Genomic DNA, 20,084 nt, shown 5'->3' with positions numbered 1-20,084 from the left:
TCACGTATCTGTCCTGTTGGGACTGACCGTGAGGACTTCCGCAGTGTCCATGGTCGCGAGCGCGCGGATCCGGTTGATCATCAGTTCTGCTTCGGCCGCGCTGAACAGGCCCAGCCGGGCGGCGCGCTGGATGGACGCGACCGTGCTCTGGTGAGGTTCCGCGATCCCCGCGACCGTCGTGATGGCGGGAAGCTGATCGAGATGCGCCATGGGAGTGCCCCTTGGTCGGATGCCGTCATGCCGGGGTCCTGGGCACTTTCCGCGAACAGTACTCGCATGTCAGGACGAATTCCCGGCGCTCACTCATCGCGCTTGCGGATGAGACCGCCTGGGGCGGCACACCGTCCTGGTACGCGGATCCGGCCACCAGGCCCGTTCAACCCGTTCACATGCCGCCCCGCTCGGTGGCAGTGTGCGGTGGAAGAGCTCGGCTATGTTCGGCAGCAGTCGGTTCATGTCGACGAATGTGCAGTCCCCTCGCCGGTTCGGTGGCCTGTGAACCGTTGGGCCTTGGGGGTGTGACCGCCCGGACCCCGGCGGTGACCACTTCTCCAGTCTCACTGTCAGGGGTGACGCTGTGGCCACCCCCTCCCACGCCGGCGCACAGGAACTCGCCGCACGCGTCTCCGAATACGCCGGCCCGCCGCCCCTGCGGCACTGACCAGTTTCCGTCGGAGCTCCCGTGCTCGACCAGCCTCACCTCCGCGTCGGTCCGTGCGGCCCGACAACCGCGACGACGTGCGGGTGGGTGTGAAGGGCTAAGGTTCTTCCTGGAACACAATGGCGAGGAGTGACCAGCGTGGGCACGAATCGGCATCTCGACATACTCGCGGTGATCAACGAGTTCGCGCGAGCGGACCAGGAGCCCGTCGGTGTCCGCCATGTCTGCCTTGCCTGCCGGACGGGTCTGAACGCGGTCGGCGTCGCGGTCTATCTGGCCGGTACCGCGCAACCGCTCGAGGTCACCGGAGCTGCCGGTGACGAGATCGCCGAGCTCGGGGCAACGGTGGGTGAGGGGCCTGTGCCGGAGGCTCTGCGGCAGAACCAGCCGGTGTTCGTGTCCGATCTGGCGAACGGGTGGAGCGCGCGGCGCTGGCCGGTGTTCGCGCCGGCCGCGGTCGCGGCGGGGGTGGCGGCGGTGTTCGTAATCCCTTTGACGCTGGGCGCGATCGCGCTGGGCGCGTTGGAGATCTGCCGGGACGTCGACGGCCCGCTGTCGGCGGAGGAGCTCGCGGATGCGCTGCTGTTCGCGGACACGGCGACGGCGCTGTTGCTGGGCCGGTCCGCGGTGCCGGTGGGGCTGGACGGCGGTGATCTGTGGGGTAGCGAGCCGGAGCGCCGCTGGGGTGTGGTGCATCAGGCCACCGGCATGGTGTCGGTGCAGCTGGACAGCGATCTCGGTGAGGCGTTCGTGAGGTTGCGGGCGCACGCGTACGTCACCGGCCTGCGTCTGTCGGAGGTGGCGGTCGAGGTGGTCGCGCGCAGACTGAGATTCACCCCGGACACCAACCATGAGAAACAGAGGTGAGTCACGTGTTGGACCGGCGGATCGCTCAGACCTTCGTCGAGCTGGCGGACACGCTCGTGTTGCGGTTCGATGCCATCGACTTCCTGCACACCCTGACCGAACGCTGCGTCGAGTTGCTGGAGGTGGACGCGGTCGGGATCCTGCTGGCTGATCAGCGAGGTGCGCTGAACCTGGTGGCCGCGTCCACGGAACAGGCCCGGATGCTGGAGCTGTTCCAGCTGCAGGACGAGGAGGGCCCCTGCCTGGACTGCTTCCACACCGGGCAGCCCGTGGCGTGCGCCGACCTGGGCCAGGAGCCGCAGCGCTGGCCCCGGTTCACCGTCGCGGCACGCGAACAGGGGTTCTCCGCCGTCCACGCGGTGCCGATGCGACTGCGCGAGCAGATCGTCGGCGCGCTGAACCTGTTCCGAACCGCGCCCGGCGCCATTCCGGAGGACGCGGTCGAGCTGGCCCAGTCCTTCGCCAATGTCGCGACGATCAGCATCTTGCAGGTCCGGGCGCTGCGGCACAGCGAGATGGTCACCGAACAGCTGCAGAACGCGCTCAACAGCCGCATCGCCATCGAGCAGGCGAAAGGAATCCTGGCCGAGCGCCTCCAGATCGATGTCGCGGACGCGTTCTCCCTGATGCGCACCCACGCCCGCAACAGCAATCAGCTGCTGTCCGACGTCGCACGGCAGGTCGCATCGCGATCACCGGAGATCACCGAACTGCTAAGGAACAGCAGGACCCGACGCCGCTAAAAGGCGGCGCACAGCCCACCGGCGAAAGTTCGACAGCGCCGAGAGCACCTCACGCGCCGCAAGCCGGACCGGCACCATCCTCGGATATTCCCGAGAACGGTCATCCGCACGACCGGGACCGGACTGGTCGGCATGATGCCGAGCCAGCGCGCCTACAGATTCCTGTGCGGACGTGCGCCGACGCGAGTGCCAGCCAGGTTTTGCCGATGCCACCGGCCTGCCGATCGCCGAGTGTTCGCTGTGGCGGCAGGCGCCGTCGCACCGGTCCCTGGCCGTGACGCGCGAGGACGGCTGACTGGTCGGCGTCGCCGTCAACCCAACCACTGCCGCTGCGGTGGGCGAGGCCATCACGACCACAAGAGATCCCGCCCTGTTCTAGGTGCTGGTGCAGCTCATGTGCGGCGACCGCGACATCGATCTTCGCGACGCCCACCGGACTCGGCCACGGATCGCTCATCGCCGGCACGGCAGCTGTCTCGCCAGCTCCTTGCAGGCAGCGCCTACGCGACGCTGTGGGCCTTCCCGTTTCGGGGAGGCCCACAGCATCGTTCTGGATGTGGTTATCCGGTGCAGCTGGGGACCGCCGGTACGCTGCCGAGGCAGTTGTTCGTCAGGTTCGCGCTGATCGGTGAGTTGTTGTTGGTCATGGTGCCGCCCTGGCGGTAGACGCCGCCCGCGGTCAGCAACGCGACGTTGGTCGTCACGGCGGTCTGGGTCATCACGGTCGCGGTGGAGCCGACCGCGGCGATGCCTCCTCCGCGTGATCCGGTGTTGCGGCCGACGAGCATCGGGCCGCCACTGACACCGGTGGTGGTCAGCGTGCCGCGCTCGCCGTTGTAGATTCCGCCACCGTCCAGCAGCGCGATGTTGTCGGTCACCGGGCTCCTGGTGAACGTGGCGGCGGGCGCGGTGCCGTTGGGGGTGTCGGCGTTGGCCAAGCCGCCGCCGTTGAGGGTGGCCAGGTTGCCGCTCAGGCTGCTGCTGGTCAGGGTTACCGCGCCGCGGTTGAGAATGCCTCCACCGTCACCGACGACGCTGCCGTTGGTGACCGCGACCGAGGTGCTGAGGGTGAGGTTACCGGTGGCGCTGACCTCGAAGATGCGGAACAGCAGCAGCGACGTGCGAGTGATGGTCGCCGGGCCGAGCAGTTCCATCTGAGTGGTGATGACCGGTAGTCCGGTGGTCAGCCCGCCGTGGGGAGCGGTGAGGCCGTAGGTGCAGCCGCCCGCCAGGACGAGGGTGTCCGCGGCCGGAGTGGAATTGGCCAGGTCCACCGCCGCGACGAGAGCGCTCTCGCTGCACGCCACGGGGATGGTGCCGGCCTGCGCCGCGGGAGCGACGACGGCCATGGCCCCCACCACCACGGTGGCGCCGAGCGTTGCGCGAATGGCTGGGTGGAATTTATTCATGACGCCTTCTGTCCTGAAACATAATCGTGCACAAAAAGAACCTCGGGTCGCATCCATCTGCGCCACCGAGGTCCTGAGCAACACCACGTATCCTACTCCCATGTGGGCAGGAATGCATGCTTGACGCCCCGAATGGCCCATTTTCGCGAGATGGGAATCCATGTTTAAGAAGCCTACGTGCATGATTCGAAGTCATGTGGGTGTCAACGTGAGGATCTGTCATCGACCAGGATTGGCGACGATCGACGCGGAAAGTGTCCGTGCTGAGGCCTTGGTGCCTGGGTGATCTGTGCGCGGCGAAGCTCGCCAGTGCCATGCCAAAGGCCGTGGTGCGATATTGGCTGCACCAGCATCCCCTTTGCCTGGTTGCGTTCGCTTCGTTGTCCGCCCTCCCTCGGTGCATCTTCGATCAGTGCGTGCACCGCCGGGTCCTGGGTCGAATCAACGCCGTGACCAGCTCAGATGATCGGCACCGTTCGATGCTGGCTCCACTGTGGGCCTGGTTTGGTCGAACGGACCCGCCTGGTGCCGCGGAACGTCCGATCGTGGAGGCCGGGCCGAATTTCGCGCGCCGTGTTGGTTGTCAGGTTCTCGTGACATGAAGGTTTCGACGTCATCCTCTTTTGTGTGGCAATGATGATATTGCACCTAGATCGCCGGAAGCTCATGGCAGATCAACTGCGGCTGTTCTTGATGTTCGCCGATGTGGGCCTTGCCTGTTGAATTTGAATGTTCATGTATTTGGCATGTGAGTGGTTACGCCGTAGTGGGACATGACAGTCGGTTACGGTCGACCTTGTTCTGCTGGCATCGGCGGGAATCTCGTATCACGTGCGGGTGGCGTGTCATGGTTTGCATTGCCAGCTCTGTTGAAGGCGCGAAGGGTTGGCCATGTCGAGGGTGTTGGTTGATCCAGTGCTGTTATTTATGCGGTACCGGGCAGTGACTCCAGACCCCGGTCATCACGCCACCTCGCAGGTCCGTGGCAGCAGTCCCGGACGCCTTCACGGGTGGAAGGTTGATCATGAGATCGACAGCACGCATCAGTACGGCAGGCCGGGCCGGCCGGGCCCTGATCGGCTTGGGCACGGCGGCGGGGTTTGTTCTCCTGGTTCCCGCGCAGGCGTGGGCGCTGCCGCCGGGATGTACCCAAAGCGGCGCCAACTTCACCTGCACCGCGGGGATCCCCGCCGGTCAGATCCTGAACGGCACCAGCGGGAACAACATCATCACGATCACCGGTGGTGCCGTGGACGGCACCGTGAACGGACTCGCCGGTAACGACACGATCAGGGTCACCGGTGTCGCCGGTACCGCGGGTACCAACGGCCCCGCGGGAGCCAACGGCACTATGGGCACCCCGGCGGGCAACGCCGGCGGTAACGGCGGTGTCGGAAACGTCGGCGGCAACGGCGTGGGCACCTCCGGAGTCATCGACGGCGGTGCGGGCACAGACAGCATCATCGTTATCGGTGGGGCCGGCGGTAACGGTGGCAACGGCGGCCAGGGCGGGCTCGGATTCGCCACCGGCGCGGGTGGCGCCGGTGGTAACGGCGGAATCGGTGGCGTCGGCAACGCCGGGAACATCACCGGTGGCGCCGGCAACGACATCGTCACCCTCACCGCGGGCAGGGGCGGCAACGGCGGTCTTGGTGGCTCCGGTGGCAACAGCGCCCTCGTCGCCGGTGGCGCGGGTGCCGGGGGTATCGGTGGCGCCGGTGCGGCCGGTGGCGTCGGAAACTCCGGCATCTTCACCGGCGCTCTCGCCGATCCCGGTCTGGACGACGTGACCGCCAACGGCGGTGCCGGTGGTACCGGTGCGGCTGGTGGCGTCGGTGGCTGCGGTCACGGCGGCGGCGCCGGGGGCGTCGGCGGTGCCGGCGGTGCCGGTGGGATCGGGAACTCCGGAACCATCAGCGGTGGTGCCGGTGCCGACACGCTCAAGGCCAACGGAGGGCTCGGCGGTAACGGTGGCGTCGGTGGCAAGGGCGGCAACGGCTCGGCGGCTGTCCAGCCCGGCGGCGCCGGTGGCGTTGGTGGTGCCGGCGGTGCCGGTGGGATCGGGAACTCCGGCACCCTCACCGGAGGAACCGGCGTCGACACCATTACCGCGACCGGCGGCAAGGGCGGCAACGGCGCCGGCGGAGGTAACGGCGGCACCGGTTGCAGCGGCCCCGGCGGTCCGGGCGGCCTCGGTGGTGCCGCGGGTGCCGGCGGTCTCGGGAACTCCGGAACCATCAACGACGGACTGGACACCATCACCACCTCATCCGGCGCCAGCGGCCTCGCAGGCGGCAACGGCGTCGCCGGAATCAACAACGGCGGCATCTGCACCTGCTGACCAGCAGGAGCAGCCGTGTCAACCGGCGGCGGCACATCGCTGGCAACACCGGTGATGTGCCGCCGCCTTTCGTGGACACCGAGAGCGCTCAGGCGTCCAGAAGGTCCCGATCCGGTCGCCCATCACGGCCGCGGCTGTCGATGCGGTGGTGGAACCATCGAGTTCGTTGTGCTGACTACGGGTCGACCGTCGCGCTGTGGCACGGCTCCGCCGCTCGTGCATCTGGTGGACGGCCTTGAGGTGGACGAACCACATGGTGTGGTAGGTCATGCCCTGGCAGCGGAAGTCGGTTTCGGCCTTGAGTTTCACGGCGTCGATCATTTTGTGCGGGTGGTTGGTTTCCTGCTTCGCGAGGGTGGGCAGATGGGGGTCCGCGCCGACGGTGGACAGTTCGACCTGGCCATGGCAGTAGGCCTTGTCGGAGGGGTTCGCGACGGTGTCGATGACGACGTCACCGGCGGAGATGGGCTGTAGTTCGGCTTTCACGTTGGCGTGCGGGTTCGTCAACCAGAGGGTGACGTACGCTGTTTCGCCGGGCGGTAGAACGCCGATCTGTGTTCCGGGAACCGTGGCGTGGGCGACGGACTCGGGCGAGCCGACCGCGCCGTTCGCGGCGTTCTGCTGGATGAACGCGAAGGCGCTGACGGCCACTACGGAGGCTACGGCGGTGTGGACAAGTAGCAGTTGCTTGCCTTTCCTGTTGCTGTGCATGGTCCGCTCGGCTGACGTCGTTCTGGGCGATTTCGATCATGAAGGAACCCCCGTACGTCTCAGGGCGTACGGGGGTTCGGACGAGCACCCTTCTTGCAAGGCCGAGGAAACTCGACCTGACCTACATGCGGCCGTATTACCCGGCGGACGTTTGCGTGACGAGCGACTGGATCAGCTCGTGCGGCGGATGGCTTGTGGCGTTGTCGGTAGGAGACAGGCGTAGCTCAGCGGGAGCAGGTTCACGAACGTTCCCCCGGCTCCGGTGCAGATGCCGCGGGCCTCCTGGACTCGGCGGTTGGCTGGACTGAGGGGGTTGAACACGCAGACGTATCCCACCGGGTTGACGGTGAGGGAAAGCGTGCCGCCGGTTGCGATGCACAGCTCGGTTGCGTTTGCCGTGCCCGAACCTGGGCCCGATGCCGGCGGGGTGCTCGTGTTCTCGCAGCTGGCGTGGATGTCGGGGTCCGGCGCGGGTCCCTGGCAGGTGTCGATGCCGAGGCCACCGTCGAGACTGTCCTGGCTGCCGTCGTTGGAAGCGCCGATGAGGGTGTCGTTGCCGGCACTGCCGGAGATCGTGTCGATGCCCAGGCCGCCGGTGAGGGTGTCGGCGCCGGTGCCGCCCGTGAGGGTGTCGTTGCCGTCGCCGCCGTTGATCGTGTCGTCGAAGTCCGAGCCGGTAATTGTGTCGTTGCCACCGTTGCCGTTGATCGTCTTGGCGGGGTTCGTGCCGCCGCAGTCGATCGTGTCGTTGCCGGGACTTCCGGTCACGACCGTGTCGGTCTGGGTCACGCCGGGGCTCACGACGCAGTTGACGGCGGCGTGGGCGGTCAGCGGGGCGACTGCCCACAAGGCCGGGACCGCAAGGACTCCGGCCAGTGTGGCGACGATTGCCCGGCGGATCTGACTGTGTAGGATCCTCATGTTTTCATTTCCCGAAATGCGATTGGTCATAGCCGCGCGGCACGGACGTGCCAGCGGGAAAAGAATTGTCTGGGCGACGCACGGGTAACCCTGTAAAAACGGGCTGTGCGGCGACTTGTGCACGCAAAAACCTCGGCTCATGATCTGTGTCCACGTTCGTCGTGGAGCAGGTCACGTCACCGAGGTCCGGGGTAACGACACGCAATCTACTCCTTCGTTCGCCGTGGCCGATACCGCAGTCCCCCAAATGGCCCCGTATGGCGCATAATTGTCGTGACCGCATCAAAACGGCTGTTCAGGGCGATGTGAAGTGCATGTTTCTTCGCGGCCTGGAATTCGCCTGCCTCACGGGCTTTGCTGGTGATCAAGGAAGATCGCCGGGCGGGAGCGGTTGATCAGTAGTGTCCGTTCTCGATGTTCGTCTCGCCGTCAATTCTTCCTGGCAGTTTCAACAATTGTGCTCGGCGCGTCCGTGACCGCATCCGCCCACTCGGCAGGCGAGCGGAGTACTTGCGTTTCCACTCCGGCGCGCAGGAACGCTCGCTCTCGCCGGCCACTGACTTGTTCCGCATCTCGATCGCCGCCGCGGCGGCCGGTGGAGGCACGATCTGATGAGTACCGTCGACGAACGCGCTCACCGGCATTGTCACGGCTGAGCCGACGACCGCCTGATGAGGGACAGCCGGACTCGCGGACCGTAAAAGCGGCGCACGGTCCGCCGGCGTACGTTCGATGGTGCCGAGAGCACTTCGCGCGTCGGAAGCCGGACTGGCGCTGTCCTCGGTGTTGCCCGACAACGGTCGCCGGAAGACCGGAACGGGAGTGATGGCACTGTGCCAAGCCGGCGCGCTTACCAGGTTCCTGTGCGAACCATCCTCGCGACCATCGGGCTGACCCTGGCCACGGTCGTGGCCGTGGTGTTCGTCATGCACGTCCAGCGAGTTCTGGTGTGGATGCTCATCGCGGTCGTCTTCACCGTCGCGCTCTATCCGGCGGTGAACTGGCTGCAGAGCCATGTGAGGTGGTGCCGCCGCTCGCTGGCGACGCTCATCGTGTTCCTCGTGGTCGTGCTGGCGTTCGGCGGCATTCTCACGCTGTTCGCGGTGCCGTTGGCCGAGCAGGGCACACGATTGGCGGCGGCGTCGCCGGACATGATCGCAGACGCACGTGCCGGCAGAGGACCGGTCGGTGTTCTGCTGGAGCGCACGAACGCGCTGGAGTTCGCCCGTGCCAACGAGGAACGCATCCGGGAGTTCGCCACCGGTCTAGGGACCCCGGCGCTGGGCCTGTTTCGCAGTGCGGTTACCGGCATCGTCGCGACCATCTCCATCTTCGTGATCGCCTACCTCGCGGTGCTGCAAGGCCCCAAGGTCATCGAGGGGACGCTCGCGCTGTTCCCGCCGCGGCGGGCGGAGCGCATCCGCCGCGTGGGCGGCGACTGCACGAAGACCGTCACCGGCTACATCTCGGGCAACCTGCTCATCAGCGCGATCTGCGGCGTGCTCACCTACATCGTGCTCAAGATCTTCGGAGTACCGTTCGCCGAACTGATCGCGGTGTTCGTTGCGATCGCCGACCTGATACCCCTGATCGGCGCCACCCTCGGCGCGGTGGTCGCCGGGGTCGCCGCACTCATCCACTCGCTGCCCGCGGCCATCACCGTGGTCATCTTCTTCATCGTCTACCAGCAGCTGGAGAACCACCTGCTGCAACCGGTGATCTTCTCCAGGACGGTCAAGCTCAACCCCTTGACCGTGCTCGTCGCATTGCTGCTGGCGACCGAACTCGCCGGAATACTCGGCGCACTGCTCGCCATCCCGGTCGCCGGCGTCATCCAAGTCATCCTGCGCGACATCTGGCACCACCGCAGTGGACAGCCGGATGCGGTGCCAACCGCGGTCATGGACGCCGAGATCCAAGGAAACGCGGCCAGGGCAACCACTTCGCCAACGGCAATCCACAGTGGACGCTTGCTGGCGCCCGACGAGGAACCACGCTCGTGACAGGGTGGCATCGGCGCGACGGCCGCCGTCACAGGTAGTGTCGACGTGCTCGCGTTACGGGCGGCGTGGATGAGAACTCGTCTACCGTGCGACGGCGAGCGGCCGAGCGACTGCGGTTCCTCCCAGCCGGCGCGCGGCCACGGCAGGACCACGGCCCGTCCTACCTGTGGAACTCCGCGACCTGGGAGATCAGGGAAGCACTGCTCCCGCACCTGCGTTCGGTGCTCACCGGCGACTGGGACACCAGCGAGATCATCCGGCACGCCATCGAGATCCGTGAGGGAACCATCGTGAACCTCGACATCCTCTCGCTTCACCACCGGTCGTCGGAGTACCCGCATGCCCGCGCCTGAGCTGCGAACACACAGCGGTCTTGGCACCAGCACACCACGGCGTCCGTCGCGGCCGGATCGACGTCTCCGCAAGGCTGATCTGGCTCTTCGAGAAGCTCGGCTGGGCCACGGACGTGCGGTGGCCGCAGCCGGAACGGCTGGCCCGCAACCTCAAGACCATCACCTCCTGACGCGACACTTCACAGAGGACTGGAACCGAATGCCCGAAACTTCCGCAGACTCGTCAGCCATCGCCGATCGCCTGCACCTCTCCTCCGGTTTCCTCGAAACCGAGCGCGGCTGGGTGTCCAAAAGTCTGGCCGCGCTCGGTCCGCAGCTTCGACTGTTCAGCAACAACGAGGTCGACCTCGAAATCAGCCTGAGGGACCGTCAGGGCACCGGGCAGCGAGTCACCTTGGAATGCTGGATCAGTTGTCGCCCTCGCCTGCACCTGATCGCCACGTCGTCGGAGCGCGACCTGTCCACAGCACTGGGCGAGGTCGGCGACGAGCTGATTCGGCAGCTCGACGTCGCCAGGTCGCGCCCTGACCCGCGCGAGAACCGCACGCTGAGGCTGGTGCCCCGATTGCCCGAGCACGAATAGGCCGACGCGACCGGCACCTACGGTTACGTAGGCGTAGGTTGGGGTGGCGGAAGGGGGCTACCTGGAGGGACACGGGATGACGACGACCGAACAGCTGACCGAGTGCGACGTCGACGAGTTGGGGCGTGAGCTGGACCAGATCCGCGACGAGGTGATAGCCGCCCGCGGTGAAAGCGACGCGCGGTACATCCGGCAGGTGATCGCAGTCCAGCGAAGCCTGGAGGCAGGCGGCCGGGCGCTGTTGCTGGTCTCGATCCTGCCGCCCGCCTGGCTCGCGGGCACCACGGCGCTGGCCACCGCCAAAATCCTCGAGAACATGGAGATCGGCCACAACGTCCTGCACGGTCAGTGGGACTGGATGTGCGACCCCAAGATCCACTCCGCCACCTGGGAATGGGACTTCGCCACTCCGGCAGAGGCGTGGAAGCACTCGCACAACTTCGTGCACCACACCTACACCAACGTGCTCGGCAAGGATCGCGACATCGGCTACAGCGCGCTGCGCATCCACCCGGAGCAGCCGTGGCATCCCGTCTACCTGGCGCAGCCGTTCTACAACCTGGCACTCGCGATGTTCTTCGAGTGGGGCATCACGATCTACGACGTGGAGCTCGAACGTGTGTGGCGCGGCGAGAAGAGCTGGCGTGAGGCGCTGACCCAGCTGCGCGGTGTCCTCGGCAAGGCCGGTCGTCAGGTGGTCAAGGACTACGTCGCGTTCCCGCTGCTGTCAGGCCCGTCGTTCCTGCCGACCTTGCTCGCGAACCTGACCGCGAACGTGATCCGCAACGCCTGGACGCACACGATCATCTTCTGCGGCCACTTCCCCGACGGCACAGTGGTTTTCACCGAGGACCAGTTGGACGGCGAAACCCGCGGCGAGTGGTACCTGCGCCAGCTCTCGGGTTCGGCGAACATCGAAGGCGGCACGCTGTTCCACATCATGACCGGCAACCTCAGCCACCAGATCGAGCACCACCTGTTCCCGGACCTGCCGAGCAACCGGTACGCGGAGATCGCCCCGAAAGTCCGCGCACTCTGTGAACGCTTCGGCCTGCCCTACAACACCGGGCCGTTGCTGCAGCAGACCATCAGCGTGTGGAAGCGCGTGCTGAGGCTCGCTCTCCCCGGCCGGAGTTGAACGTTTCAGAACGAGGTGGCGCTTTTCCTCGCGCACCGGCGTAGTGTCATGACCAAGAGCCCTGGACCCCGGTGTGACGGTGGTGACGCCGGGGCTTCTTCTTGTCCTAAAAGGACTGTTGCGCCGAGTGAGATCACCCGAAGGCGTACCGATCCTCCAGGAGGACGAGATGACGACGGCAACAGCGGCCTATCCGTTGCGCGTGCACGCGACGCTGGACCCCGGACTCAGCCGCTGGCTGTGGCTGGTGAAGTGGTTCCTGGCGATCCCGCACTACGTGGTGCTCGCCTTCCTGTGGCTCGCGTTCTTCGCCGTGAGCGTGGTGGCCTTCTTCTCCATCCTGTTCACCGGACGCTATCCACGCGGCCTGTTCGACTTCAACGTCGGAGTGCTGCGCTGGACGTGGCGCGTCGCCTACTACACCTACGGAGCACTGGCCACCGACAGGTACCCGCCGTTCAGCCTGGGTGCCGACCCCGGCTACCCGGCAACGCTGGACGTCGCCTACCCCGAACACCTCTCCCGCGGACTGGTGCTGGTCAATTGGTGGCTGCTCGCGGTTCCGCACTACGTGATCGTGGGCGTCTTCCTCGGCGGCACCAGCTACGCCGCGTACGAGGCGGGCCAGCGCGTGTACAACTCCGGCGGCGGCCTGATCAGCCTGATCGCGCTGTTCGCGGGGGTCGCACTGCTGTTCACCGGCCGCTACCCGCAGGGACTGTTCGACTTCCTGCTGGGCATGGACCGGTGGGCGCTGCGGGTCGCCGCCTACGCAGGGCTGATGACCGACACCTATCCACCGTTCCGCCTGGACACCGGCGGCGACGAGCCTGCCGCGGCGACGATCGCGCCCGACCCGGCGTGACTCGATCTCGCCACCAGAGCTGGTCGGTTGTGGTCAGCGTTCAGACATGACTTCCCCGAGACCCGTCGCGAGTGAGTTGTTCGTCCAGGGTGACCGCGGCGTCGACGAGGGCGAGGTGGGTGAACGCCTGCGGGAGTTGCCCAGCTGTTCGCCGGTCACCGCGATCTCCTCGGCGTGCAGTCCGACGTGGTTGCCGTAGGTCAGCATCTTCCGAACACCAGCCGTGCCTTGCGGGCCTGCCAGGACAACGTCAGCGCGGTCACGTAGTTGAAGGTGCACAACGAGAACGAGCCCTCGGAGCCGCGCAGTCCGTCGGGTGCCGCCTCGGTGTCGTAGCGCCGCACCAGCCTGCGTTGACCAGCGACTCCATCGCGCCGAGAGCGTCGAGCCACACCAGGTCTCGCGGCGCCAGGAACCCCACCTGTGCCATTCGCATCAGCGACGCGTCGAGGACCTGCGAGTCGTACCGCTGCACGAACGCTCCAGTGCGGTGATCCCAACCCTGCTCCCACACCTGGCCGTAGATGCGGTCGCGTTGCGAGCGCCAGCGTTGCAGTGGCGTGGGTTTGCCCTCGCTCTTGGCGATGCGGATCGCCCGGTCGAATGCGATCCAGCTCATCACCCGGCCGTAGGTGAAGTCCGCGCGCTGGCTCGTACGGGCTGACCGGGTCGATGGGCCGGGTCGGCGCCGCGGGCGACAACGCTGCCATGGAAAGCTTCTTCGCGTTGCTGCAGAACAATGTTCTTGACCGGCGTACCTGGACCACTCGCGAGGAACTGCGGATCGCGATCGTGACCTGGATCGAGCGCTCCTACCACCGTCGCAGGCGCCAGGCTGCTCTCGGCAGGTTGACCCCGATCGAGTACGAGGTAATCATGGCCACGCCAGTCAGTCAGGCTGCGTGACTACCACTGTCACCTACTCGTGCAGCAGACCCCTCGAGGTCGTCGATGCCTCGCCATGGCCCGCGGTTGCGGACGAGTTCGGCCTTGTACAACGAGTTGAACGCCTCGGCCATGGCGTTGTCGTAGAAATCTCCTTTGCTGCCAACGGATGCGACTGCGTCGGCCTCGGCGAGGCGCTGGGTGTAGCGCACCGCCCGGTACTGCACTCCGCGGTCGCTGTGGTGCACCAGCCCGGCCAGGTCGGCGCCGGTTCTCAGGCGGCACCAGATCGCCATCTGCAGCGCGTCGAGCGCCAGATCCGTGTAGACCCAGCCGGCGGCGGTGCGCACGTAGGTGATGTCCGCGACCCGCAGCTCGTTGACGCAGCCCGCTCTCGCGTATGAGCCGCTCGACGGTGCATCGGACCACGTCGACGCCCTCCCGGTTCAGTTGCCTCCACACCTTGCGCGCCCCGTAGACGTCGTAGTTGTCCTTGTGTACTCGCTTGATCTTCCCGGTCAGCTCCTGGTCACGGGCCGGGTGCTCACCCGTGAATGGACACGTTGATCGTGAGGTGGCCGAATTCCTTGCTTTTATTACGGAACTGACTGTATCCATTAACTATTTAAATCGGGCGGCTGTCTTCTTCGTGTTTGTGGTCGAGACCTTGTTTGAACCGATACGCAACTGACGCCTGGGATGGCGACGTCAAGTGCGTGGACTTGTGGTACCAGGATCGCCTGACCTGCTACTTCGACATGTCGGTAGATCCATTCAGATGACTTGACCTGCGTTCTTCGTCTATCGACGATGCTCCCGCCTGGCACGTGGCGGTTCTTCGCGGGATCTTTGTTCGGCGAGGGAAGCCCATCCGGTCATCGCTCATCTGATTAGCCCGTCCAGCTCAATTTTTGGCGCTGAACGGTACAAAGTTCGAAGGTGTCTGTCACTCCGGCAGGGTATGTGACACATATCACACTTCCCTTCTATTTCCAGGGAACTACCGTTGGGTAACTTTCGCCGTCCTGAGACCTGCGTCACGTCATGGGAGGACTCTTGCGACACCATGCTGGGTTCTGTGCGCCCGGAACAACGGCGAAGACATGACACTGCTTTCCATTGTCGTGCCTGTGCGCAATGAGGAGTCACGGCTGTCGGCCACGTTGTCCGCGCTCACGGTGGCGCTCGCGGCCATCCGTGAGCCGTGCGAGATCGTCGTGGTCGACAACACCAGCACCGACCGCAGCGGCGAGGTCGCCCGCGAGCACCGGTCCGGATCGATCCCGGTGCGGCTGATCCGCTGTGCCCAGCCGGGGAAGGGCGCAGCGGTGCGGACCGGAGTGCTGCGGACCGACAGCCACTACGTCGGCTTCTGCGATGCCGATCTGGCGACCGACATGGCAGCGCTGGCGCCGACGCTCAGGTTCCTGAGCACCGGCGTGAACGTGGTCGTCGGATCGCGGGCGCACCCGAACTCGATCGTGCGTGCGAGGCACAACCAGGTCCGGCGGGCAGGCGCGTGGGCCTTTCGGCGCGCGGCCAACACGATCGTGCCTGGCGTCGGCGACACCCAGTGCGGCTACAAGTTCTTCGACCGGCACACCGCCGACGCGATCTTCCGGCCGCTGCGCACACCGGGGTGGGCGTTCGACGTCGAACTGCTCGCCAGGGCGCAACGGATCGGCGCGATGATCGTCGAACTGCCGGTGAGCTGGAGGGACGTGCCGGGGTCCACGTTCCGCCCGATGCGGGACGGCTACCGCAGTTTCGCCGCGCTCGCCAGGATCCGGGCGATCCTCGGCGCGGAGAAGACGCCCGCCGTCGCCCCGGTCATGACATCCGTGGCGGAGGTGGCCTGAGTGCGACCACCGCTCAACGGTGCGCGGGTGGTAGTGGTGAACTGGCGCGACCGCGGGCATCCGCACGCCGGTGGCGCCGAGGAATACGCCGCCCGCATGGCGGACGCGATGACCGCCGCCGGGGCGCAGGTCACCTTCCTCACGGCCAAGGGGGAGGGGCAGAGCGGCGGCGACGAGTCGACCGTGCGTCGCGGCGGCCGGTGGACGGTGTACTTCTGGGCGCTGTTGTGGCTGCTGCGCAACCGAAGCCGCATCGACCTGGTGATCGACTGCCAGAACGGGATCCCCTTCTTCAGCCCCCTGGTGGTCGCCAGGTGGACGAAGGTCGTGCTGGTGGTGCACCACGTGCACGACGCCCAGTTCGCCGTGCACTTCCCGCCGTGGCTGGCCCGGATCGGCCGCTGGCTCGAAGGTCCTGCCGCGCGCAGGGTCTACCGCCACGCGGTGACGGTCGCCGTGTCGCGGTCCACCGTGCGCGCGATGCGCGAGCGCCTCGCCTGGCGTGGCCGGATCTTCGTGGTGCCCAACGGCACGGACCACCCGCCGTCCGCGGACGGCACACGTTCCTCGCACCCCTCGCTGGTGTGCCTGGGCAGGCTCGTCACGCACAAGCGGGTCGACCGGCTGATCGAGATCGTCGGCACGCTGCGCGGCCACTGGCCCGGTCTGCGCCTGCACGTGATCGGCCGTGGACCGGACGAAGCCGCGGTGCGCAAGGCCGCGGCACCGTTCGCGGATTCCGTCGTGGTGCACGGTTTCGTCGACGACTCGACGAAAAGCGCTCTGCTGCGGGAATCCTGGCTCAACGTCACCTTGTCGGACGGCGAAGGCTGGGGACTGGCCGTGATCGAGGCGGCCGCGCACGGCGTCCCGACCGTCTGCCGCGAGGTCGACGGGTTGCGCGACTCCGTGCGGCACAAGGAGACCGGCTGGCTGGTGCGGGACGGCGAGGACGTCGGCGGCGCGATCCACGACGCCCTCACGCTGCTGGCCCGCCCCGACGACGCCACGGCCATGGCCGACGCGTGCCGGGCCTGGGCCGCCGGTTTCGACTGGGCCACCAGCGGACGGATGTTCGTCGCCATGGTGTCCACCCTGCTCGACAGTTCAACCACGGGCCGCGTCGACGGCCCATCTCCTGAGGAGGACCTTTGCGACGCGGTGTGACCTTCGTCCTGCTCGGACTCGGCGTGTTCGGGATCGCGACCGGGCTGTTGCTGCGGTTCTACGCCTATCCGGCCCTCGCCCAGATCCCGCACGACCCCAAGACGACCGCGGTGGCCCAGGGCAGCGGCATCACCGCACTCGTCTACGTGGAGAAGGACGGAGGCCAGGCCCTGCCGGAGATCCGCCGCGACCTCAGCCTGACGTCGATCACGACCGTCTCCGGTGACCTGCGGGCGCCCGAGGTCCAGGCCGACAACGGCGTGACCACGTGGGTCGAGACCAACCGCATCACGGAGGACAAGGACGAGCGGACGCTCAGCGCGAGCGTGCGTGAGCTGTGCCTGGACCGGTTCACCGCGGAGGCCGTCGCGCCCTGCACCACGCAGTACCTCCAGAAGGAAAAGTCGGAGAACGGCAAGGACACGAAGATCCGTGGCGCGCGCGGCCAGGTTCAGTTCCCCGGACTGAACTTCAAGTTCCCCTTCCAAACCGAGAAGCGGACCTACCCCTGGTACGACAGCGGGGTGGGCAAGCCGGTGGACGCCAAGTTCGACGGTGAGGAGGAACTGCAGGGCCTGTCGGTGTACCGGTTCAAGCAGTCCGTGCCGCCCACCGACGTCGACGGCCGGGACGTGCCCGGCTCGCTGGTCGGCAAGCCCGAACCGACCGTCTCGGTCAGGTTGTACTACCAGGCGGAAAAGACGCTGTGGGTCGAGCCGGACACCGGCGCGCTCATCAAGGTGCGTCAGTCGGTGAAGCAGGAGTTGCGCACCTCGGACCAGAACTCGGGTCAGGGCACCGCGGTGTTCGACGGAACGTTGGAGCTCAACAAGAAGACGGTCGAAGCCAACGTGCGGGTGGCCGGGGACAACAAGTCCAAGCTGTGGCTGCTCACTGGCCTTCCGGTGATCCTGTGGATCGTGGGTGGCGTCCTGCTGGCCGCCGGCATCGTCCTGCTGCTCGCCGGCCGCCGCCGTACCGCCTAAGGTTTTTTCCGCAGGACCAGCACGAGGTTCCAGGACACGACCTCGCGAAGCACCGGAACCCGCACGACCCAGGTCGCCCACCACGGGTGATACCTGGGAAGTGCGCGTTCCAGGTCGGCTTCCGGGTGGTTCCGTGCCCAGCGCAGCGCCGAGCCGACGGACACCGCGAAAAGGCTTTCCCCGTAACGGTTCTTGGGCTCCTGGCCGTGGTTGTCCCGGAAGCGGCGGCGGGCGTAGTGGCCGCCGATGAAGTGCCACGGCGAGGTTTCGTGGCCGCCCCAGGGGGAGTACCACGGCGTGAACGACAGGAACACCGTCCCGCCGGGCTTCGTCACGCGCACCATCTCGTCGAGCATCGTGCGCGGCTCGTCCACGTGCTCCAGCACGTTCGACGAATAGCAGATGTCCACTGAGGCCGTTCGGATGGGCAATCGCGTGCCACTGGCCCGAATCATTCCTTCGGTGTACTCGCCGCGGGCCGACAGTTCGCCGACATCGGGATCCAGGCCGACGTAGTAGGCGCCGGCCGCGCGGAACGCGTCGGCGAAGTACCCGGGGCCGCCACCGACGTCGAGAAGACTCCGGCCGGCGAGGGAGGTGAACTCGGCGACCTGCCGTGCGGAGTCCTCGGCCAGCAACCGGTAGAAGGTGTCCCGGTCGGTCTGCTCGTTGCGGAACGCCTTGAACAGGCGGATCGACCGGTCCAGCGTCGCCTGGCTCGGCACCTTACGGCGTGCCGTAGTTGACGGTGTCGGGGTTGGAGTTGTTGGGCGCCGGGGCATTCTTGAGCTGGACGGTCTCGTTCGGCGTGAGAGAGTTGACCAGGATGTACGTTCCGCCACCGGCGAACGCGAGCCCGGCGACGACCGCGATGACGGCACCGATCAATGTGCGCACGCTTGCTCCTCGACTGTCCGCGAGTGACTGGATCGCCTGAATCTACCGGCTGGTAATAGCAGCCACAATAGGCTGAACGCGACAACCGTCAGTGCGCCGAGATCTCCTGCGACAACAGGCAATCGCGGCGCTCCGGCCGGTGGCGGCGCGATCACCCCCGGCACCCGGTAGAGGGTCAGCCACGGCCCGGACCACACCTCCCGCAGACCCCTGAGCACGCCGGGATCGACCGAGCCGGGGGTCCCGTGCTCCACCAGCACCCAGCCGATCCCGAACGCGCCGAGATCGTCGTTCCGGGCCATCGCCCGGCGAATCGTCGCGACCCTGACGTCTTCCCCGGACACCGGTCTGCCACCGACGTACACGACGTCGTCGATGACGACGGTCCTCGGCAGGAACCGGGGCGCCGGATCGAGTTGCGTCCGGTCGCCGTTCCAGGAGAACCGCCGGAACGCGGACATCGGCAGGGCCAGCACGTCGCCCGCTCCGTCGTCCGCCGCCAGCACGGTGCGCACGGCACTCCAGTCGGCCGGGTAGTCCACCACCTCCAGGCGCCCCAACCCCGCCCAGGCGAAGTCGGGCATCGTGATCAGCGGGAGCAGCGCCGCCAGCGCCACGAGCGCGGTCCTGTTGGTCAGGTACTTCCCCGCCGCCTCCACACCGAGGGCGAACCCGAGTGAGAGCGGGAGCGCCCACCACGCGGCCCACTTCTGCGAGTCCCGCAGCAGACCCGCGCCGGGCACGTGGGAAACCGCCCACGCCAGCACGTCACCACCGCCCGGCAGCGTGCCGAACACCGCGATCGCGACGCCGATCGCGCCGAGGACGACGAACGAACGCGCGGGCGCCAGGCCCCATCGCGGCGCGAGCGAACGCAGCCCCACCAGGGCTACGGCGACCGACAGCAGGGTGATCACCGGCAGCAGTGGCATCCCCCGGCTGCCCGGCACGACCTCGGCGTTCCAGATCCCACCGAGGCCGAGCACGCTGGTGACCGGAGAACCCCAGTTCTCGGCCCTGGCGGCGAACGCCCCGACACCGACCGGACTGGACAGTGAACCGCCGGGGTGCAGCACGGAAGGCAGCAGCCACGGCATGTTCAGCAGGACCGTGACCGGCACGGTGACCGCGAGTTTGCGGCGGCCCGAGCACACGACCGCGAGCACCGCGGCGATGATTCCACCGGACGGCGTGAGGACCGCGGGAGCGCAGGCCAGGATCAGCTTCGGGAGCGCTTTGGGTTCCCCTCGGCGGACCGCGAGCCCGGCCGCCGCGATCCACGGCAGGCAGGCGTACGTGACCACGTACGGCCAATGGCCCATGAAAAGTCGCTCGGCCACGTACGCGCTCCACCCGTACCAGACCGCGGCGACGACCCGGATCGCCACCGAGTTCGTGGGCACGAGCCTGCCCGCGCCGAGCGGACCGGCGAACAAGGCCGCCAGGAGCACGATCTTCTGCACGACGTCGCCCGGCAGCAGGGCGGTCGCGAACGACATCACCGCGTCCGCCGGGACCGACCTGGGCAGCGCCGAGCCGAGGCCGAGGCTGTCGGGCAGGAGCGACTGGTCCGGCGCGAACACCATGTCGTAGTTCAGGACGAAGCCGCGGCCGAGCAACGGGGTGAGCACGAGCAGGGCGAGCACGGCGGACACCGCGGGCAGAACCAGCCGCATCGCACCCACTCTTCTCGTC

At 67.1% G+C, this 20,084-nt stretch carries 21 protein-coding genes and 3 pseudogenes; 15 read left to right on the top strand and 9 right to left on the bottom strand.

Going from position 1 to position 20,084, the window contains the following annotated elements:
• Entirely contained in the window at positions 1 to 210 is a 210-nt protein-coding gene (locus G7043_RS25105; RefSeq protein ID WP_166049488.1) for a hypothetical protein, read from the bottom strand.
• Positions 211 to 799: 589 nt separating this feature from the next.
• Between G7043_RS25105 and G7043_RS25100 the strand changes: the two genes are divergently transcribed.
• The 3 genes from G7043_RS25100 (at position 800) to G7043_RS49475 (ending at position 2,566) form a co-directional block, all read left to right on the top strand.
• Positions 800 to 1,528, top strand: a complete 729-nt coding sequence (locus G7043_RS25100; RefSeq protein WP_166049486.1) for a GAF and ANTAR domain-containing protein — start codon at positions 800 to 802, stop codon at positions 1,526 to 1,528.
• Between the two features lie 5 nt (positions 1,529 to 1,533).
• Positions 1,534 to 2,271: a GAF and ANTAR domain-containing protein gene (locus tag G7043_RS25095; protein WP_166049484.1), complete on the top strand. Its 738-nt coding sequence runs from the start codon at positions 1,534 to 1,536 to the stop codon at positions 2,269 to 2,271.
• 172 nt (positions 2,272 to 2,443) lie between these two features.
• Entirely contained in the window at positions 2,444 to 2,566 is a 123-nt protein-coding gene (locus G7043_RS49475; RefSeq protein ID WP_278185849.1) for a hypothetical protein, read from the top strand.
• Positions 2,567 to 2,831: 265 nt separating this feature from the next.
• Here G7043_RS49475 and G7043_RS25090 read toward each other — a convergent pair whose 3' ends face one another.
• On the bottom strand, positions 2,832 to 3,620 hold the full coding sequence (locus G7043_RS25090) for a hypothetical protein (RefSeq protein ID WP_166049482.1): 789 nt from the start codon (positions 3,618 to 3,620) through the stop codon (positions 2,832 to 2,834).
• A gap of 1,084 nt (positions 3,621 to 4,704) precedes the next feature.
• Between G7043_RS25090 and G7043_RS49470 the strand changes: the two genes are divergently transcribed.
• Positions 4,705 to 6,021 (top strand): hypothetical protein, encoded by a 1,317-nt coding sequence (locus G7043_RS49470; RefSeq protein ID WP_166049480.1) that lies wholly within the window; start codon positions 4,705 to 4,707, stop codon positions 6,019 to 6,021.
• Positions 6,022 to 6,039: 18 nt separating this feature from the next.
• Here the strand turns inward: G7043_RS49470 and G7043_RS25080 are convergent, their stop codons facing one another.
• Positions 6,040 to 6,672, bottom strand: a complete 633-nt coding sequence (locus tag G7043_RS25080; RefSeq protein ID WP_166049478.1) for a hypothetical protein — start codon at positions 6,670 to 6,672, stop codon at positions 6,040 to 6,042.
• A 231-nt stretch (positions 6,673 to 6,903) separates the two neighbouring features.
• The gene (locus G7043_RS25075) at positions 6,904 to 7,776 is read right to left on the bottom strand and encodes a calcium-binding protein (RefSeq protein ID WP_166049476.1); all 873 of its coding nucleotides are present in this window, start codon (positions 7,774 to 7,776) and stop codon (positions 6,904 to 6,906) included.
• 740 nt (positions 7,777 to 8,516) lie between these two features.
• Here G7043_RS25075 and G7043_RS25070 point away from each other — a divergent pair.
• The 7 genes and pseudogenes from G7043_RS25070 to G7043_RS25040 all read left to right on the top strand — a co-directional run bounded on the left by G7043_RS25070 (position 8,517) and on the right by G7043_RS25040 (position 12,794).
• Positions 8,517 to 9,656: an AI-2E family transporter gene (locus tag G7043_RS25070; RefSeq protein ID WP_207311711.1), complete on the top strand. Its 1,140-nt coding sequence runs from the start codon at positions 8,517 to 8,519 to the stop codon at positions 9,654 to 9,656.
• Between the two features lie 86 nt (positions 9,657 to 9,742).
• The gene (locus G7043_RS25065) at positions 9,743 to 10,009 is read left to right on the top strand and encodes a hypothetical protein (protein ID WP_207311710.1); all 267 of its coding nucleotides are present in this window, start codon (positions 9,743 to 9,745) and stop codon (positions 10,007 to 10,009) included.
• 29 nt (positions 10,010 to 10,038) lie between these two features.
• Positions 10,039 to 10,179: pseudogene (locus G7043_RS25060) on the top strand (acyl-CoA desaturase); the annotation flags it as partial.
• 29 nt (positions 10,180 to 10,208) lie between these two features.
• The gene (locus G7043_RS25055; RefSeq protein WP_166049474.1) at positions 10,209 to 10,592 is read left to right on the top strand and encodes an HPF/RaiA family ribosome-associated protein; all 384 of its coding nucleotides are present in this window, start codon (positions 10,209 to 10,211) and stop codon (positions 10,590 to 10,592) included.
• 76 nt (positions 10,593 to 10,668) lie between these two features.
• Entirely contained in the window at positions 10,669 to 11,730 is a 1,062-nt protein-coding gene (locus G7043_RS25050; protein WP_166049473.1) for a fatty acid desaturase family protein, read from the top strand.
• Positions 11,731 to 11,899: 169 nt separating this feature from the next.
• Positions 11,900 to 12,595: a DUF4389 domain-containing protein gene (locus G7043_RS25045; protein WP_166049472.1), complete on the top strand. Its 696-nt coding sequence runs from the start codon at positions 11,900 to 11,902 to the stop codon at positions 12,593 to 12,595.
• A gap of 46 nt (positions 12,596 to 12,641) precedes the next feature.
• Positions 12,642 to 12,794 (top strand): hypothetical protein, encoded by a 153-nt coding sequence (locus G7043_RS25040; RefSeq protein WP_166049471.1) that lies wholly within the window; start codon positions 12,642 to 12,644, stop codon positions 12,792 to 12,794.
• Positions 12,795 to 12,854: 60 nt separating this feature from the next.
• Here the strand turns inward: G7043_RS25040 and G7043_RS25035 are convergent, their stop codons facing one another.
• On the bottom strand, positions 12,855 to 13,214 hold the full coding sequence (locus tag G7043_RS25035) for a glycoside hydrolase family 15 protein (protein ID WP_166049470.1): 360 nt from the start codon (positions 13,212 to 13,214) through the stop codon (positions 12,855 to 12,857).
• A gap of 35 nt (positions 13,215 to 13,249) precedes the next feature.
• Between G7043_RS25035 and G7043_RS25030 the strand changes: the two are divergent.
• Positions 13,250 to 13,501 (top strand): annotated as a pseudogene (locus G7043_RS25030) (integrase core domain-containing protein); the annotation flags it as partial.
• Between the two features lie 32 nt (positions 13,502 to 13,533).
• On the opposite strand, the pseudogene G7043_RS25025 reads toward G7043_RS25030, so the two are convergent.
• A pseudogene (locus G7043_RS25025) lies at positions 13,534 to 14,014 on the bottom strand (IS3 family transposase); the annotation flags it as partial.
• A 569-nt stretch (positions 14,015 to 14,583) separates the two neighbouring features.
• Between G7043_RS25025 and G7043_RS25020 the strand changes: the two are divergent.
• From G7043_RS25020 to G7043_RS25010, 3 genes are read left to right on the top strand one after another with little or no spacing between them, the layout of a single operon-like run.
• Positions 14,584 to 15,339, top strand: coding sequence for a glycosyltransferase (locus G7043_RS25020; RefSeq protein WP_242642652.1), 756 nt, complete (start codon positions 14,584 to 14,586; stop codon positions 15,337 to 15,339).
• Positions 15,340 to 16,506, top strand: coding sequence for a glycosyltransferase family 4 protein (locus G7043_RS49970; RefSeq protein WP_166049467.1), 1,167 nt, complete (start codon positions 15,340 to 15,342; stop codon positions 16,504 to 16,506).
• Entirely contained in the window at positions 16,491 to 17,492 is a 1,002-nt protein-coding gene (locus G7043_RS25010) for a DUF3068 domain-containing protein (RefSeq protein ID WP_166049466.1), read from the top strand. Before G7043_RS49970 ends, G7043_RS25010 begins: the two co-directional genes overlap by 16 nt.
• On the opposite strand, the gene G7043_RS25005 is transcribed toward G7043_RS25010, so the two are convergent.
• From G7043_RS25005 to G7043_RS24995, 3 genes are read right to left on the bottom strand one after another with little or no spacing between them, the layout of a single operon-like run.
• Positions 17,489 to 18,187, bottom strand: coding sequence for a class I SAM-dependent methyltransferase (locus G7043_RS25005; RefSeq protein ID WP_166050179.1), 699 nt, complete (start codon positions 18,185 to 18,187; stop codon positions 17,489 to 17,491). The genes G7043_RS25010 and G7043_RS25005 overlap by 4 nt on opposite strands.
• Positions 18,188 to 18,218: 31 nt before the next feature.
• Complete coding sequence (locus tag G7043_RS25000) at positions 18,219 to 18,389, bottom strand: DUF2613 domain-containing protein (protein ID WP_166049464.1); 171 nt, start codon at positions 18,387 to 18,389, stop codon at positions 18,219 to 18,221.
• Positions 18,377 to 20,065 (bottom strand): hypothetical protein, encoded by a 1,689-nt coding sequence (locus tag G7043_RS24995; protein ID WP_242642651.1) that lies wholly within the window; start codon positions 20,063 to 20,065, stop codon positions 18,377 to 18,379. Before G7043_RS24995 ends, G7043_RS25000 begins: the two co-directional genes overlap by 13 nt.
• Between the last annotated feature and the right edge of the window lie 19 nt (positions 20,066 to 20,084).

It is taken from the genome of Lentzea alba (genome assembly GCF_011067745.1).
Lineage (GTDB): Bacteria > Actinomycetota > Actinomycetes > Mycobacteriales > Pseudonocardiaceae > Lentzea > Lentzea alba.
This window is presented reverse-complemented; position numbering and strand designations above follow the sequence as displayed.